The sequence below is a fragment of the Lysobacter sp. ISL-50 genome (genome assembly GCF_018612875.1).
In the GTDB taxonomy this organism is placed as follows: domain Bacteria; phylum Pseudomonadota; class Gammaproteobacteria; order Xanthomonadales; family Xanthomonadaceae; genus Lysobacter.
The window spans coordinates 113,520-127,205 of record NZ_JAGGRI010000045.1 but is presented as its reverse complement, the minus strand read 5'-3'; the positions used below and the strand labels follow the sequence as shown (position 1 = coordinate 127,205).

Genomic DNA, 13,686 nt, shown 5'->3' with positions numbered 1-13,686 from the left:
AACCGATGAGGCCGCCCGCCCAGGGCCCCGCCTTCAAAGCCGTGGTGGTCAGCTACCGCAGCGCCGCCACCATCGACGAATGCCTGGAGCGGCTGCGCGCCTGCGACGGCGTCGTCGCGATCCGCGTGGTCGATAACCAGTCCGACGACGGCACCCTCGACATCATCCAGCGCCACGCCTCGCTCGATCCGCGCCTGCGCTTCATCGCCAACCCGGACAACCCCGGCTTTTCGGTCGGCTGCAACCAGGGCGCCGCCGATCTGGAGCCGGCGCCGGAGGAAGACGACTGGCTGGCCTTCGTCAATCCCGACTGCATGGTCGAGCCCGACACCTTGCAACGCCTGCACGCGCTGGCCGCGCCGCTGGGACAGGTGCTGATCAGCGCCGATCTGGTCAACGAACAAGGCGAACGCGACGCCGCGGTGCGCCGTCGCGATCCGGATTTCGGCGCGATGCTGGCCGGCATCGCGCGGCCGTGGGCGGCGCCGAAAATGGCCGTGGCGCCGGACGACGCGCAGGCGCTGCAGGTGGTGGAAGCGACCTCGGGCGCGCTGATGCTGATGCCGCGTCATCTGTTCGCGCGCATCGGCGGATTCGACGAAGACTACCGCCTGCACGCGGAAGACCTGGACCTGTGCCGGCGCGTGCGCCAAGCCGGCGGCACCATCGCGGTCGCCAACGCGGTGCGGGTGATGCATGTGCGCGGCGTGTCCAGCCGCTCGCGGCCGTTCTTCGTGGAATGGAACAAGCATCGCGGCCTGTGGCGTTACTTCCGCAAATTCGAAGCGCCGCGGCGCGGCGCGCTGGTGCGCGCCGGCGTGTTCGCGGCGATCTGGCTGCGCTTTCCCATCGCAGCGTTGCGCGCGGCGATGCGCTGAGGTCTTTTGTGGGAGGGGCTTCAGCCCCGATGCTTTTCTTTCAGATGAGTCGGTCGCTCGACTTCGGAATCGCGCGCGATCGGAGCGAAAAGCATCGGGGCTGAAGCCCCTCCCACAAAAGATTCCACACAACGATCCGGTGACCGTCAAAGCTCCATCAAATCGCGGCCGATCACCAACTCGCCCTTGAAATGCGGCGCCACCGCCGCCCGCCACACCTCATCGGTCAGGGCGGGATCGCCGCCGGGGACGAAGTGATTGAGCACCAGCGTCTTCACTCCCGCTTCGGTGGCGAGCTTGCCGACCTGCTCAGTCGTCGTATGACTGTCGAGCAAATGCTGGCGCAACCGTGCCGCCTGCGCCTCGCTGGCGATCAGCTTTTCCAGCGCCGGCAGATACATCACCTCGTGCACCAGCACGTCGGCGCCGCGCGCCAGTTCGATCAGGGCCGCGCTGGGCCGGGTGTCGCCGGAAAATACGATCGAGCGATCCGGCGTATCGAAGCGATACGCGAACGCCGGACGCATCGGCGGATGATCGACCACCGCGGCGGTGACGCGCACGCGTTCGTCGCGCATCACCTCGCCGCCGGCGCGCAATTCGTGCGCGCGGATCAGCGAGGCCAGCTCGGGCCGGCCTTCGTCGGCGATGCGGGTGCGGATGTCGGTGTCGTTGAGGCGCAGGAATTGCCGGGTCATGCGCTTGAGCGGCGGCGGACCCCAGGTATCGACGCGATGGCGCAGATCCGCGGCCCAGGCCAGCCACAGCAGATTGCCGTAGTCGGCGTTGTGATCGGAGTGGTGATGGGTGAGGAACACGTTGCCGATCGCGCCTAGCGACAAGCCGGCCAGGGCCATCTGCCGCGCCACGCCGTTGCCGCAGTCGATGACGTAGATCGCATCGTCCACCACCACCGCGCTGGCCGGCGCCGCGCGCAGCGCCTTGGGCGTCGGCCCGCCGGCGGTGCCGAGCAGGATCAGCCGTGTGCGCGACCCAGGTTTCGGGGCCGGTTTCCCGGCCGGGCCGGCGGGCGCCGCGGCGAGCGCGGGCAGGGCGCTCAAGCCCAGCGCGGCCACCGAAGCGCCGAGCAGGCGGCGGCGTGTGCGATCCGTGAATCGGTCCATGGCCGCTAGCCTAACCCGCGACCGGGAGGCGTGAAGATTGTGAATGCACCCGTCCACGGGGCGACCCGTATAGTCGGCCGACACGGGCCCGCGGGCCGACCACAAGGAACCGGTCATGTCCTTCTTCAGCAAGCTGTTCGGCGGCCGGCCCGAGGCACGGCCGCTGGAGCATCCGATGGATCTGCACGCCTTCGCCGACCGCTACGCGGCATTGCTGCGCGAGGCCTGGCCGCAGGCGCGGCTGGCGATCACGCACGGCGCGCTGGTCGCCGACACGCGCATCGAGTGGTCGTTGCCGGACGGTTTCAAGGCCACGAATTTTCTCGGCAACAGCTACCAGCGTTATCTCGACGCGCCGCAGCGGCTGAGCGAGGTGCTGGGCGATCAACTGGCCTCGGCGCGGGCGATGCAGCGCGGTTTCGCCGATGGCGACAGCGACGAGGCCGATCGCGCCAACGCGGTGATCCTGCCGGTGCTCAAGACCCGCGGGTGGCACGAGATCGCGTTGCAACAGGCGCGCTCCATCGGCGCCGGCGCGCAGATTCCCTTCATCGTCGAACCGCTGGCCGGCGATCTGGTGCTGACCTATGTCGAAGACACGCCCGAGTCGATGAGCTTCCTGTCGCCGACCGAGGCCGAGCGCCGCGGCCTGGGCCGCGAAGCGCTGCACGCGCAGGCGTTGAGCAACCTGACCAAATTCCTGCCGGAACTCCAGATCCAGGGCGGCGAAGGCCGCTATGTGGCGCGCCTGGATCGCAACTACGACGCCAGCATGGTGCTGCTGTTCGATCGCTGGCGCGAACGCATCGATGTGCAGGGCGATCCGGTGTTCGCGATCGCCGCGCGCGACGAGGTGATGGTCTGCGGCAGCGATGATGCGGAGAGCCTGGCATCGTTGAAGGACATCGCCGCGCAGATCGAACAGTCTTCGGCCTACAACCTGTCGCGCGCGCTGTACGTGTTCCGCGAAGACCGCCTGCAGGTGCTGGCCGATTGAGCCGGCGCCAGCGTCGCGGTCAGCCGATACGCGGCTCGACCGCGGCGATCAGCGCTTCCAGCTCGGCCTGCTCCTGCGCCGTGCACGGCTCGATGAAGTGCAGCTCCGGGCCGTAAGCCAAGTCGAACTTCGCGTTCACTCTTTTCCCGCGCCAGCGGCACAGGAAGAAATCCGCTTCGGGAACAACGCCCTCGCCGAGCAGCTCGACTTCGCCGCGTGCGAACAGCACGCGCAGCGCGGCGACTACCCCGTGGTTGTCCATGTGCAGGAACGAGCGGCTCACGCGCGGGCCGCGTTCAGCGGTAGCGGTTGATCTGATCGCGCAGCGACTTCGCCGCCGCGGCCGCGGCCTGCGCATAGTCGTCGCCGGCGGAGGCGTACAGGATCGCGCGCGAGCTGCTGACCATCAGGCCGGTGCCGTCGGCGGTCTTGGCGTTGCTGACCACCGCTTCGACATCGCCGCCCTGGGCGCCGACGCCGGGCACCAGGAACGGCACGTCGCCGACGATCGCGCGCACTTCGCGCAGTTGCGACGGCCAAGTCGCGCCGACCACCAGCGAACAGTTGCCGTTGCCGTTCCAGTCGCGCGCGACTTTTTCCGCGACGTGCTGATACAGCGGGCGGCCATCGACGATCAGGTCCTGCAGATCGCCGGCGCCGGGGTTGGAGGTGCGGCACAGCACCACCACGCCGCGGTCGGCGCGGTCGAGGAACGGCTGCACCGAATCGTGGCCCAGGTATGGGTTGGCGGTGACCGCGTCGGCGCCGTAGCGGTCGAAGGCCTCGCTCACGTAGTGCTGCGCGGTGCTGCCGATGTCGCCGCGCTTGCTGTCCAGGATCACCGGGATGCCGGGATGTTCGGCGTGCGCGTATTCGATCAATCGCGCCAGCGCGTCTTCGGCGCGCAGCGCGGCGAAGTGGGCGATCTGCGGCTTGAACGCGCAGGCGTACTCGGCGGTGGCGTCGATGATGTCGCGGTTGAAGGCGAACACCGCATCGGCGTCGCCGGCGAACCGGGCCGGGAATTTCGCCGGCTCCGGGTCCAGGCCGACGCAGACCAGGGTATCGGCGCTGTGCCAGCGCTGCCGCAACGACTGCATGAAACTCATATCGCGAATCCTAGTTGGGCCGACGGCACCGGTCGCCGCGGCTTGAAGAAAAAATCCGGACGTAAAACCACCGCGCCGCCACGCTCCCGCGAATCCCGGCCGTCAAGTGACGATGATCGGCTCGCCCGAAGTCACCACCACCGTGTGTTCGAACTGCGCGGCGAAACCGCGGCGGCAGCGCATCGCCCAGCCGTCGGCGCCTTCGTCGGTCTGGGTGCAATGGGTGGCCAGGAACGGTTCGACCGTGATCACCATGCCTTCGTGCAGGCGGCGGGTGTCGCGCGGATCGTAGTAGCCCGGGATGTTGCCAGGCGCTTCGTGCAGGGCGCGGCCGACGCCGTGGCTGCCGAGGTTGCGGATCACGCGCAGGCCGCGCTTGGCGGCGACCGCTTCGACGGTGCGGCCGATGCTGTTGATCAGGTTGCCGGCGCGCAGTTGCGCGATCGCGGTGTCGCGCGCTTCCAAGGTCGCGTCGAGCAGTTTCTGCTGGGTCGCGTTGGGCGCGCCGATGACGAAACTGCCGCCGGTGTCGGCGAAGTAGCCGCCGAGTTCGGCCGAGACGTCGATGTTGATCAGATCGCCCTCGCGCAGCACGGTCGCGTCGGGGATGCCGTGCGCGGCGACCGCGTTGATGCTGATGCAGGTCGCGCCGGGGAAATCGTAGGTCAGCTGCGGCGCCGAGCGCGCACCGGCGTCGCGCAGCATCGCCGCGCCGATGGCGTCGAGATCGCGCGAGACCGCGCCGGGGACGGCGGCTTCGCGCATGGTCGTCAGGATCGACGCCACCAGCGAGCCGGCGCGGCGCAGGCTTTCGAGTTCGAATGCGTGCAGGACGGTCATGGAGAGGTTCCTCGGGGGACGGAAGCCATGAGGCAGGTTAGCGCGGCCAGCCTGAGCGGTGAACCGGGTAGTTCCACAGTGCGGCGTGGGCCGCGAATCTTATGTGTAAGCCGCCGAGATCTTTCGAGGTCTTTTGTAGGAGGGGCTTCAGCCCCGATGCTTTTCGATCCGATGCCCAGTTCTGAAAGAAAAGCCTCGGGGCTCAAGCCCCTCCTACAAAAGCCCGCCGCGGATAAGACAGCGGGACCGTTTCCGGTCCCGCTGTCCGAACGCTGCGCGCCGGGCGATCGGCCTTACTTCAGCGCCTTGAACCGCAGACGATGCGGCCGCGCGCCTTCTTCGCCCAGGCGACGCTTCTTGTCTTCTTCGTACTCGCGGTAGTTGCCCTGGAAGAACTCGACGTGCGAGTCGCCTTCGAAGGCCAGGATGTGGGTCGCGATGCGGTCCAGGAACCAGCGGTCATGCGAGATGACCACCGCGCAGCCCGGGAACTCCAGCAGCGCGTCTTCCAGCGCGCGCAGGGTTTCGACGTCCAGATCGTTCGACGGTTCGTCGAGCAGCAGCACGTTGCCGCCCTGCAGCAGGGTCTTGGCCAGATGCAGGCGGCCGCGTTCGCCGCCCGACAGCGTGCCGACCATCTTCTGCTGGTCCTGGCCCTTGAAGTTGAAGCGGCCCAGGTAGGCGCGCGACTGGATCTCGACGCCGTTGATGTTGAGGATGTCGGCGCCGCCGGAGATTTCCTGGAACACGTTGTGGTTGCCGTCGAGCTTGTCGCGGCTCTGATCCACATACGCGATCTTGGTGCTCGGGCCCTTGACGATCTCGCCCTTGTCCGGGGTTTCCTGGCCGGTGACCATCTTGAACAGCGTGGATTTACCCGCGCCGTTGGGACCGATGATGCCGACGATCGCGCCGGCCGGGATGATGAAGCTCAGGTCGTCGATCAGCAGGCGGTCGCCGAAGGACTTGGACACGTTCTTGAACTCGATCACCGCGTTGCCCAGACGCTCGCCCGGCGGGATGAAGATTTCATTGGTCTCGTTGCGGCGCTGGTACTCGACCGAGTTGAGTTCTTCGAAGCGCGCCATGCGCGCCTTGCCCTTGGTGCGGCCGCCCTTGGCGTTGCTGCGCACCCATTCCAGTTCCTTCGCCAGCGCCTTCTGGCGGGCCTTTTCGCCGGACTCTTCCTGCTTGAGGCGCTCGGACTTCTGTTCCAGCCACGCGGTGTAGTTGCCCTTCCACGGGATGCCCTTGCCGCGGTCGAGTTCGAGAATCCACTCGGCGGCGTTTTCCAGGAAGTAGCGATCGTGGGTGACGGCCACCACGGTGCCGGTGTAGCGGGTCAGGAACTGTTCCAGCCACTCGACCGATTCGGCGTCGAGGTGGTTGGTCGGTTCGTCGAGCAGCAGCATGTCGGGCTTTTGCAGCAGCAGCTGGCACAGCGCGACGCGGCGCTTCTCGCCGCCCGACAGCTTGCCGATGATCGCTTCCCACGGCGGCAGGCGCAGCGCGTCGGCGGCGACTTCCAGCTGGTGTTCCAGGGTGTGGGCGTCGCCGGAGGCGAGGATCGCTTCCAGGCGCTGCTGCTCGGCGGCGAGCTTGTCGAAGTCGGCGCCTTCCTCGGCGTAGGCGTCGTAGATCTTGTCGAGCGCGGCCTGGGCGCTGAGCACATCGCCCACGCCGACCTCGACCGCTTCGCGCACGGTGTGTTCCGGGTTGAGCTGCGGCTCCTGGGCCAGGTAGCCGACCTTGATGCCGGTGGCCGGGCGCGCTTCGCCGGTGAAGTCCTGATCGACGCCGGCCATGATCTTGAGCACGGTGGACTTGCCGGCGCCGTTCAGGCCGAGCAGGCCGATCTTGGCGCCGGGGAAGAACGACAGCGAGATGTCCTTGATGATCTGACGCTTCGGCGGCACGGTCTTGCTGACGCCGTTCATGGTGTAGATGTATTGCATGCGAACTCCGAAGCATGGACGCGCCGAGCCGGGCCGGGGAAGGCCGCAGGGGCGGGGCGGGAAACGAGGATTATCCCGCAGGCGCCGGCTGGGTTCCAGCGCGGGGGATGGGAACAGGAGTTGGTGGCGCGGGGCGGGGATTCAAATGGCCGGGGTGTGGGCCGATGGGCCGTTGGAGTCGCAGCCGCGGGCGGGATTGGATCTTCAGGGGTCGCGTCGCCCCCAGACCGTCGTTCCCGCGAAGGCGGGAATCCAGAGACTTCAGCGCCATCTCCCCCAGACCGTCATTCCCGCGAACGCGGGAATCCAGAGACTTCAGCGCCATCCCTCCAGACCGTCATTCCCGCGAAAGCGGGAATCCAGAGGCTTCAGCGCCATCTTTCCAGCCCGTCGTTCCCGCGAAGGCGGGAATCCAGCGACTTCAAAGGTTCTCGCACGAAAGGCCCTGGATGTTCGGCTCCGCCGAAGTAAAGCGGAGCCCGCGTTCGCGGGAATGACGGCCTGGGAGGACGTCGCCATCGACCAGGAACGCCATCGCAATCGAGCCGAAACAGGGCTTGCCTAACCCGACGCCGGGCCTCAACCTCAAAGCCAGACAATAAACGCCACCACCGCCACCACCGCCGCGTACTTGAAGAAGTAGTACGTCCCCTTGCTGCGTTCCTTCAGCCCCTTGGCCTTGAGCCGCAAGCTGTAGAAGTACTTGAACGCCTTGTTGATCCCGCCGGTCTTGTCGCCCTCGTTGTTGGGCGAGGCGCCGGCCGCGATCAGGCGCTTGGCGATGAAACGGTTCAGCCCGCGCGCCCAGCCCCAGCGCATCGGCCGCTCGATGTCGCAGAACAGGATGATGCGGTTCTGGGTGGAGCCGTTCTGGGCCCAGTGGATGTAGGTCTCGTCGAACATGGTCCATTCGCCGTCGCGCCAGCTGTAGCGCTGGCCGTCCACGTCGATGAAACAGGCGTCGTCGTTGGGCGTGTCCAGGCCCAGGTGCAGGCGCAGCGAGCCGGCGTAGGGGTCGCGGTGCGGACGCAGTTCGCCGCCCGGCGGCAGTTCGGTGAACATCGCCGCCTTGACGCTGGGCACCTCTCGCAACAACTGGGTGGTGACCGGGCAGAGCTCGGCGGCCGAGGGGTGGGCGTCGTCGTACCACTTCAGGTAGAAGCGCTTCCAGCCGCGACGGAAGAACGAGTTGAAGCCGACGTCGTTGTAGCCCTCGGCGGCCTTGATCTGCTGCAGTTCGCGCAGATGCAGGGCCTCGGCGCGGATGTCGCGCCAGCGCGCGCGCAGCGGCTCCAGCTCCGGGAAGTACTGGTCCGGGCTCAGGAACGCGGTGGTCGGCACCCGCGAGCAGGCGTACATCAGCACGTTGATCGGGGCCATGAAGGTCGAGTGGTCCAGCAGCTGCCGGCCCAGACGGTGACGCACCCGGCCGCGGTAGTGCACGTACACCGCGCTGGCGAGGAACAGGAAGACGAAGACCCATTTCATGGTCGCAACATCCGAATCAGGGGCCGCGCAAGCCGGGGGACGCCGGGGTGGGGCGGGTCCGGCGGCTAGGCAGGCACATTAAAAGTGTGAGGCGAGTATTGTCCGCCGGAGCGGGCGCCGATGGCAGCCCCGCCTTGGCGGTTGGCCGCCATACGCCCCTAGGCTAACATTTCAAGTCTTGCCTCAAGCCACCGGCACGTTAACGCCACCGCCTGCCTTGCCGGCCCGGCCGATAGACCTCCTCCCCCTTCCCCGTCCGCTCTTTCCCCGAGGCCGCGAATGTTTCCCAGCCACACCCGTATTGCCGGATTCGACGATGAACTCGCCCAGGCCATCGCCGACGAGGCGCGTCGCCAGGAAGACCACGTCGAACTGATCGCCTCGGAAAACTACGCCAGCCCGCGCGTGCTGGAGGCCCAGGGCAGCGTGCTGACGAACAAATACGCCGAGGGCTACCCGGGCAAGCGCTATTACGGCGGCTGCGAATACGTGGACGTCGCCGAGCAGCTGGCGATCGACCGGGTCAAGCAGCTGTTCGACGCCGATTACGGCAACGTGCAGCCGCATTCGGGCTCGCAGGCCAACCAGGCGGTGTATTTCGCCCTGCTCAACCCGGGCGACACCATTCTGGGCATGAGCCTGGCCCACGGCGGCCACCTGACCCACGGCGCCAAGGTCAACGCCAGCGGCAAGCTGTTCAACGCCGTGCAGTACGGCGTCAACGAGCAGGGCCTGATCGATTACGACGAAGTCGAGCGCCTGGCCCTGGAGCACAAGCCGAAGATGGTCGTGGCCGGCTTCAGCGCCTACTCGCAGGTGGTGGACTGGGCGCGCTTCCGCGCCATCGCGGACAAGATCGGCGCCTACCTGTTCGTGGACATGGCTCACGTCGCCGGCCTGATCGCCGCCGGCGTCTACCCCAGCCCGGTGCCGCACGCGCACGTGGTCACCTCGACCACCCACAAGACCCTGCGCGGCCCGCGCGGCGGCATCATCGTGGCCAAGCGCTGGGAATCGTCGGTGGACACCGGCAACGGCGCGGTGGATTTCGACGAGATGCAGAAGAAACTGCAGAGCATCGTCTTCCCGGGCATCCAGGGCGGCCCGCTGATGCACGTGATCGCGGCCAAGGCGGTGGCGTTCAAGGAAGCGCTGGAGCCGGAATTCAAGGACTACCAGGCCCAGGTCGTGAAGAACGCCCAGGCGATGGCCAAGACCATCATCGCGCGCGGCTACAAGATCGTTTCCGGCGGCACCCAGAACCATCTGATGCTGGTGGACATGATCGGCAAGGGCATCACCGGCAAGGACGCGGAAGCCGCGCTCGGCCGCGCCCACATCACCGTCAACAAGAACGCGGTGCCCAACGATCCGCAGAAGCCCTTCGTGACCTCGGGCCTGCGCATCGGCACCCCGGCCGTCACCACCCGCGGCTACAAGGAACCCGACTGCGTCGCCCTGGCCGAGTGGATCTGCGACGTGCTCGACAACCCGAAGGACGAGAAGATCATCGCCGGGGTGCGCGAGAACGTGACCAGGCAGTGCGCTCAGTTCCCGGTGTATGGCTAAGGCGGGGAACCAGGGAATAAAGGGAATGGGTAATGGCGGCTGTTCCGGCCGTCGTGTGTTTCGCCAAGGAGGGCGGAATGACTACGGATTTTCGGGATTTGCGGGTTTGGCGTGAAGCGATGACGTTGGCGGAGTCGGTGTACCGGCTCTGTGATCGCTTCCCCACTGAAGAACGCTATGGTTTGGCGGCACAACTCAAGCGAGCGGTCGTGTCGGTTCCATCGTGTATCGCCGAGGGCAATGCCCGCGGCAGCACTCGCGAATATTTGAGGTTTCTATCGATGGCGAAGGGATCGTTGGCGGAGGTGCAGACGCAGGTGCTGCTCTCGGCAAGGCTGGGCTTCATCGATGAGTCGTCGCTGACGCCGGCATTGGGACAAGTGCGGGCCGTGAGTCTGCTCCTGCACAGCCTGAGAAAGTCGCTGAGCGCCAAGCTGCCGCGAGCCGATCATTCCCCATTCCCCACGCCCCATTCCCGGCTCTAACCATGCACTGTCCTTTCTGCCAGCACGTGGACACCCGGGTGATCGATTCGCGCGTGTCCGACGACGGCGCGACCATCCGCCGCCGCCGCGTCTGCGAGGCCTGCGGGGAACGCTTCAGCACGATCGAGACGATCGAACTCAAGCTGCCGGTGATCATCAAGGGCGACGGCCGCCGCGAGGCTTTCGACGCGCGCAAGCTGCGCGCCGGCTTCGATCGCGCGCTGCAAAAGCGCCCGGTCTCGGAAGAACAGATCGAATCGGCGGTGCGCGCGGTGGTCCATCAACTGCGCATGACCGCCGAGCGCGAACTGGCCTCGCGCCGGATCGGCGAATTCGTCATGGCCGAGCTGCGCAAGCTCGACCATGTCGGCTACGTGCGCTTCGCCTCGGTGTACCGCTCGTTCGAGGACGTGGCCGACTTCCGCGAGGAACTCGACCGGCTGGAACGCGATATTCCCGGCGACGGGCAGCTGCCGCTGTTGGGCGAGGACGAGCCGCGGTTGGACAAGAAGAAACGTTGAACAGCGCAACGCGGCTGCGCGGGTGCGACCGGCGTTCGGTGAGAAGCGGTGGCATCGGATTTCGGTCTCGCTGTTGATCGGCTTTCCAAAAACGCATCCGCCGAGCCGCGGTTTCATCCGCCGATCTGATCTCCGATTTTCCGCCGCTCCCCATTTCAAGCGCGTGCCATGACCACGAACTTCAGCGCCACCGATCACGCCCACATGGCCCGCGCCCTGCGCCTGGCCGAGAAGGGCGCCTATACCACCAAGCCCAATCCGATGGTCGGCTGCGTGATCGCGCACGGCGAGGAAATCGTCGGCGAGGGCTGGCACGTGCGCGCCGGCGAGCCGCACGCGGAAGTGCATGCGCTGCGCGCGGCCGGCGAACGCGCACGTGGCGCGACCGCCTACGTGACCCTGGAGCCGTGCGCGCACACCGGCCGCACCGGGCCGTGCAGCGATGCGCTGATTCAGGCCGGCGTGGCGCGCGTGGTCGCGGCGATGCGCGATCCGTTCCCGCAAGTGGACGGCGCCGGTTTCGCCAAACTGCAGGCGGCCGGCATCGCGGTCGAAAGCGGCCTGATGGAAACCCAGGCGCGCGCGCTCAATCGCGGTTTTCTCTCGCGCGTGGAGCGCGGACGGCCGTGGCTGCGGGTCAAGCTGGCGACCAGCCTGGACGGGCGCAGCGCGCTGGCCAGCGGCGAATCAAAATGGATCAGCGGCGAGGCTTCGCGCCTGGACGTCCAGCACTGGCGCGCGCGCTGCGGCGCGATCGTGACCGGCGCCGGCACCGTGCTGGCCGACGATCCTTCGCTGACCGTGCGCCTGGGCGACGACACCGCTTTCGTCGCGCCGCTGCGGGTGGTGCTAGATCCCGGCCTGGCCACGGTCGCGCGCGGCCGCGTGCGCGAAGGCGATGCGCCGACCTTGTACCTGCATGCGCCCGACGCCAAGCCGTCGCGCGACTTCAGCGCCCAGCACGCGGCGGTGCCGGTGCGCGAAGGCCGCATCGACCTGGACGCGGTGCTCAAGCTGTTGGCCGAGCGCGGCGTCAACGAAATCCAGCTGGAAGCCGGCGCCACCCTGGCCGGCGCGTTTCTGGCCCAGGGGCTGGTCGATGAGGTGTTGCTGTACGTCGCGCCGGTGTTGCTCGGCGAGAACGCGCGGCCCTTGTTCGACGGCCTGGGCATCGAGGCGATGACCCACAAGCTGCAACTGGATGTGATCGATGTGCGCCGGCTCGGCGAGGACACGCGGGTGTTGTTGCGGCCTAGGCGCCTGGGGTAGCTGAGGAGTGAGTTCAGAGGAGTGAGGAGTGAGTTAGATCAAGAGCGTTCGTTGGCGGTTGCGACGGCGCTGGTTTGCTGATTTTTTTGCCGATTCTCTTCAGCGCATCTATACCGCCCCCACTCAAGCTGCTTTCGCTCTTGCTCTTGCTCTTACTCACTCCTCACTCCTCTCAACTCACTCCCAGCCCCAACCTATGAGCCAGAACGCGTTCAAGGACCATTTTTCCGCGATCGCCGGCGCCTACGCGGCGGCGCGGCCGGAGTATCCGTCCGCCTTGTTCGAGCAGATCGCGCGCCACGTGCCGGCGCAGGCGCGGGTGTGGGAGCCCGGCTGCGGCAGCGGCCAGGCCACGCGCGGGTTGGCCGCGCATTTCGGTCAGGTGCATGCGACCGATCCGAGCGCGCAACAGATCGAACAGCACTGGGCGCGCGAGGCGGCGATGCGCGGCGACGGACAGGTCAGCCTGGCGATCGAGCCGGGCGAGCGCACCGAACTGGCCGATGGCAGCGTGCAACTGGTCGCGGTGGCCCAGGCCGTGCATTGGTTCGATCGCGAACGCTTCTTCGCCGAATGCGATCGCGTGCTCGCGCCGGGCGGCGTGCTGGCAGCGTGGGCCTACGGCGATTTCCTGGCGCCGGAAGGCATGGTCGAGGCGGTGGCGGCGTTCCGCTTCCAGATCGACGAATACTGGCAACGCGAAAACGCCGAAGTCCGCGACGGCTACGCCGGCTACGCGTGGCCGTTCGCGGCGTTGCCGACGACGCCGGTGTGGCTGGAAGCGGAGTGGGGGCTGGGGCGTTTCCTGGGCTATCTGAACAGTCTGTCGGCCAGCGAGCGCTGCCGCGCCGCGACCGGCGACGACCCGGTCGCGATGCACCGCACGGCCTTGACCCAGGCCTGGGGCATGGCCGAGGACGTGCGCACGCTCCAGTGGCCGCTGCATCTGCATTTGCGGCGTAAGGCGGAATGATTCAGGTGGGGGCGTAACCCTTTGGGGTCGCCATTTTCGCGGAGACGGGCTCCGCTTTACTTCGGCGAAGCCGAATAATCCGGAGACTTAAGCGTCATGCCCCCAGGTCGTCATTCCCGCGAAGGCGGGAATCCAGAGACTTAAGCGCCATCTCTCCAGTCCGTCATTCCCGCGAACGCGGGAATCCAGAGACTTCAGCGCCATCTCTCCAGATCGTCATTCCCGCGAACGCGGGAATCCAGAGACTTCAGCGCCATCTCTCCAGATCGTCATTCCCGCGAACGCGGGAATCCAGCGTCTTTCGTGCAGGTCACGGCAAAGACACTGGATTCCCGCGTTCGCGGGAATGACGGCCGGGAGAGGCGATACCGCCCGGAAACCCGCCAAACCCCCGCACCCACAGAACAAACCATCCGTCCCCCAGCCAACCCCGGACAAACGGCCCGGCGGCCCCCCGGTGCTAAACTCCCCCCGCCGG

General features: G+C 67.2%; 13 protein-coding genes. 7 read left to right on the top strand and 6 right to left on the bottom strand.

What is annotated here, in order from left to right; genetic code table 11:
• Positions 1-5: 5 nt before the first annotated feature.
• On the top strand, positions 6-878 hold the full coding sequence (locus J7J50_RS21805; RefSeq protein WP_215059455.1) for a glycosyltransferase family 2 protein: 873 nt from the start codon (positions 6-8) through the stop codon (positions 876-878).
• A gap of 146 nt (positions 879-1,024) precedes the next feature.
• Here J7J50_RS21805 and J7J50_RS21800 read toward each other — a convergent pair whose 3' ends face one another.
• Positions 1,025-2,002: an MBL fold metallo-hydrolase gene (locus J7J50_RS21800; RefSeq protein WP_215059453.1), complete on the bottom strand. Its 978-nt coding sequence runs from the start codon at positions 2,000-2,002 to the stop codon at positions 1,025-1,027.
• A 115-nt stretch (positions 2,003-2,117) separates the two neighbouring features.
• Here J7J50_RS21800 and J7J50_RS21795 point away from each other — a divergent pair, with 115 nt between their 5' ends.
• Complete coding sequence (locus J7J50_RS21795) at positions 2,118-2,999, top strand: hypothetical protein (RefSeq protein ID WP_215059451.1); 882 nt, start codon at positions 2,118-2,120, stop codon at positions 2,997-2,999.
• A gap of 19 nt (positions 3,000-3,018) precedes the next feature.
• Here J7J50_RS21795 and J7J50_RS21790 read toward each other — a convergent pair whose 3' ends face one another.
• The 5 genes from J7J50_RS21790 to lpxO form a co-directional block, all read right to left on the bottom strand.
• Positions 3,019-3,282, bottom strand: coding sequence for a hypothetical protein (locus J7J50_RS21790; protein WP_215059450.1), 264 nt, complete (start codon positions 3,280-3,282; stop codon positions 3,019-3,021).
• A 13-nt stretch (positions 3,283-3,295) separates the two neighbouring features.
• Entirely contained in the window at positions 3,296-4,108 is an 813-nt protein-coding gene (pyrF, locus tag J7J50_RS21785; protein WP_215059447.1) for an orotidine-5'-phosphate decarboxylase, read from the bottom strand.
• A gap of 102 nt (positions 4,109-4,210) precedes the next feature.
• Complete coding sequence (gene map / locus J7J50_RS21780) at positions 4,211-4,948, bottom strand: type I methionyl aminopeptidase (RefSeq protein ID WP_215059445.1); 738 nt, start codon at positions 4,946-4,948, stop codon at positions 4,211-4,213.
• Between the two features lie 293 nt (positions 4,949-5,241).
• Positions 5,242-6,903: an energy-dependent translational throttle protein EttA gene (gene ettA, locus J7J50_RS21775; RefSeq protein ID WP_215059442.1), complete on the bottom strand. Its 1,662-nt coding sequence runs from the start codon at positions 6,901-6,903 to the stop codon at positions 5,242-5,244.
• Between the two features lie 585 nt (positions 6,904-7,488).
• Positions 7,489-8,391 (bottom strand): lipid A hydroxylase LpxO, encoded by a 903-nt coding sequence (gene lpxO / locus J7J50_RS21770; protein WP_215059440.1) that lies wholly within the window; start codon positions 8,389-8,391, stop codon positions 7,489-7,491.
• A 279-nt stretch (positions 8,392-8,670) separates the two neighbouring features.
• Here lpxO and glyA point away from each other — a divergent pair, with 279 nt between their 5' ends.
• The 5 genes from glyA to J7J50_RS21745 all read left to right on the top strand — a co-directional run bounded on the left by glyA (position 8,671) and on the right by J7J50_RS21745 (position 13,208).
• On the top strand, positions 8,671-9,960 hold the full coding sequence (glyA, locus tag J7J50_RS21765) for a serine hydroxymethyltransferase (RefSeq protein ID WP_215059438.1): 1,290 nt from the start codon (positions 8,671-8,673) through the stop codon (positions 9,958-9,960).
• A 77-nt stretch (positions 9,961-10,037) separates the two neighbouring features.
• Entirely contained in the window at positions 10,038-10,445 is a 408-nt protein-coding gene (locus J7J50_RS21760) for a four helix bundle protein (RefSeq protein WP_215059436.1), read from the top strand.
• 2 nt (positions 10,446-10,447) lie between these two features.
• The gene (nrdR, locus tag J7J50_RS21755) at positions 10,448-10,966 is read left to right on the top strand and encodes a transcriptional regulator NrdR (protein WP_215059434.1); all 519 of its coding nucleotides are present in this window, start codon (positions 10,448-10,450) and stop codon (positions 10,964-10,966) included.
• 168 nt (positions 10,967-11,134) lie between these two features.
• Positions 11,135-12,235, top strand: a complete 1,101-nt coding sequence (gene ribD / locus J7J50_RS21750) for a bifunctional diaminohydroxyphosphoribosylaminopyrimidine deaminase/5-amino-6-(5-phosphoribosylamino)uracil reductase RibD (protein ID WP_215059432.1) — start codon at positions 11,135-11,137, stop codon at positions 12,233-12,235.
• Positions 12,236-12,431: 196 nt separating this feature from the next.
• Positions 12,432-13,208 (top strand): methyltransferase domain-containing protein, encoded by a 777-nt coding sequence (locus tag J7J50_RS21745; protein WP_215059430.1) that lies wholly within the window; start codon positions 12,432-12,434, stop codon positions 13,206-13,208.
• Positions 13,209-13,686 lie beyond the last annotated feature (478 nt).

What these genes read in the sequence shown, in the direction of transcription:
- map (WP_215059445.1), bottom strand. Translation starts at nt 4,948, where the DNA reads ATGACCGTCCTGCACGCATTCGAACTCGAAAGCCTGCGCCGCGCCGGC.
- J7J50_RS21800 (WP_215059453.1), bottom strand. Translation starts at nt 2,002, where the DNA reads ATGGACCGATTCACGGATCGCACACGCCGCCGCCTGCTCGGCGCTTCG.
- J7J50_RS21745 (WP_215059430.1), top strand. Translation starts at nt 12,432, where the DNA reads ATGAGCCAGAACGCGTTCAAGGACCATTTTTCCGCGATCGCCGGCGCC.
- J7J50_RS21760 (WP_215059436.1), top strand. Translation starts at nt 10,038, where the DNA reads ATGACTACGGATTTTCGGGATTTGCGGGTTTGGCGTGAAGCGATGACG.
- glyA (WP_215059438.1), top strand. Translation starts at nt 8,671, where the DNA reads ATGTTTCCCAGCCACACCCGTATTGCCGGATTCGACGATGAACTCGCC.
- nrdR (WP_215059434.1), top strand. Translation starts at nt 10,448, where the DNA reads ATGCACTGTCCTTTCTGCCAGCACGTGGACACCCGGGTGATCGATTCG.
- lpxO (WP_215059440.1), bottom strand. Translation starts at nt 8,391, where the DNA reads ATGAAATGGGTCTTCGTCTTCCTGTTCCTCGCCAGCGCGGTGTACGTG.
- ribD (WP_215059432.1), top strand. Translation starts at nt 11,135, where the DNA reads ATGACCACGAACTTCAGCGCCACCGATCACGCCCACATGGCCCGCGCC.
- ettA (WP_215059442.1), bottom strand. Translation starts at nt 6,903, where the DNA reads ATGCAATACATCTACACCATGAACGGCGTCAGCAAGACCGTGCCGCCG.
- J7J50_RS21805 (WP_215059455.1), top strand. Translation starts at nt 6, where the DNA reads ATGAGGCCGCCCGCCCAGGGCCCCGCCTTCAAAGCCGTGGTGGTCAGC.
- pyrF (WP_215059447.1), bottom strand. Translation starts at nt 4,108, where the DNA reads ATGAGTTTCATGCAGTCGTTGCGGCAGCGCTGGCACAGCGCCGATACC.
- J7J50_RS21795 (WP_215059451.1), top strand. Translation starts at nt 2,118, where the DNA reads ATGTCCTTCTTCAGCAAGCTGTTCGGCGGCCGGCCCGAGGCACGGCCG.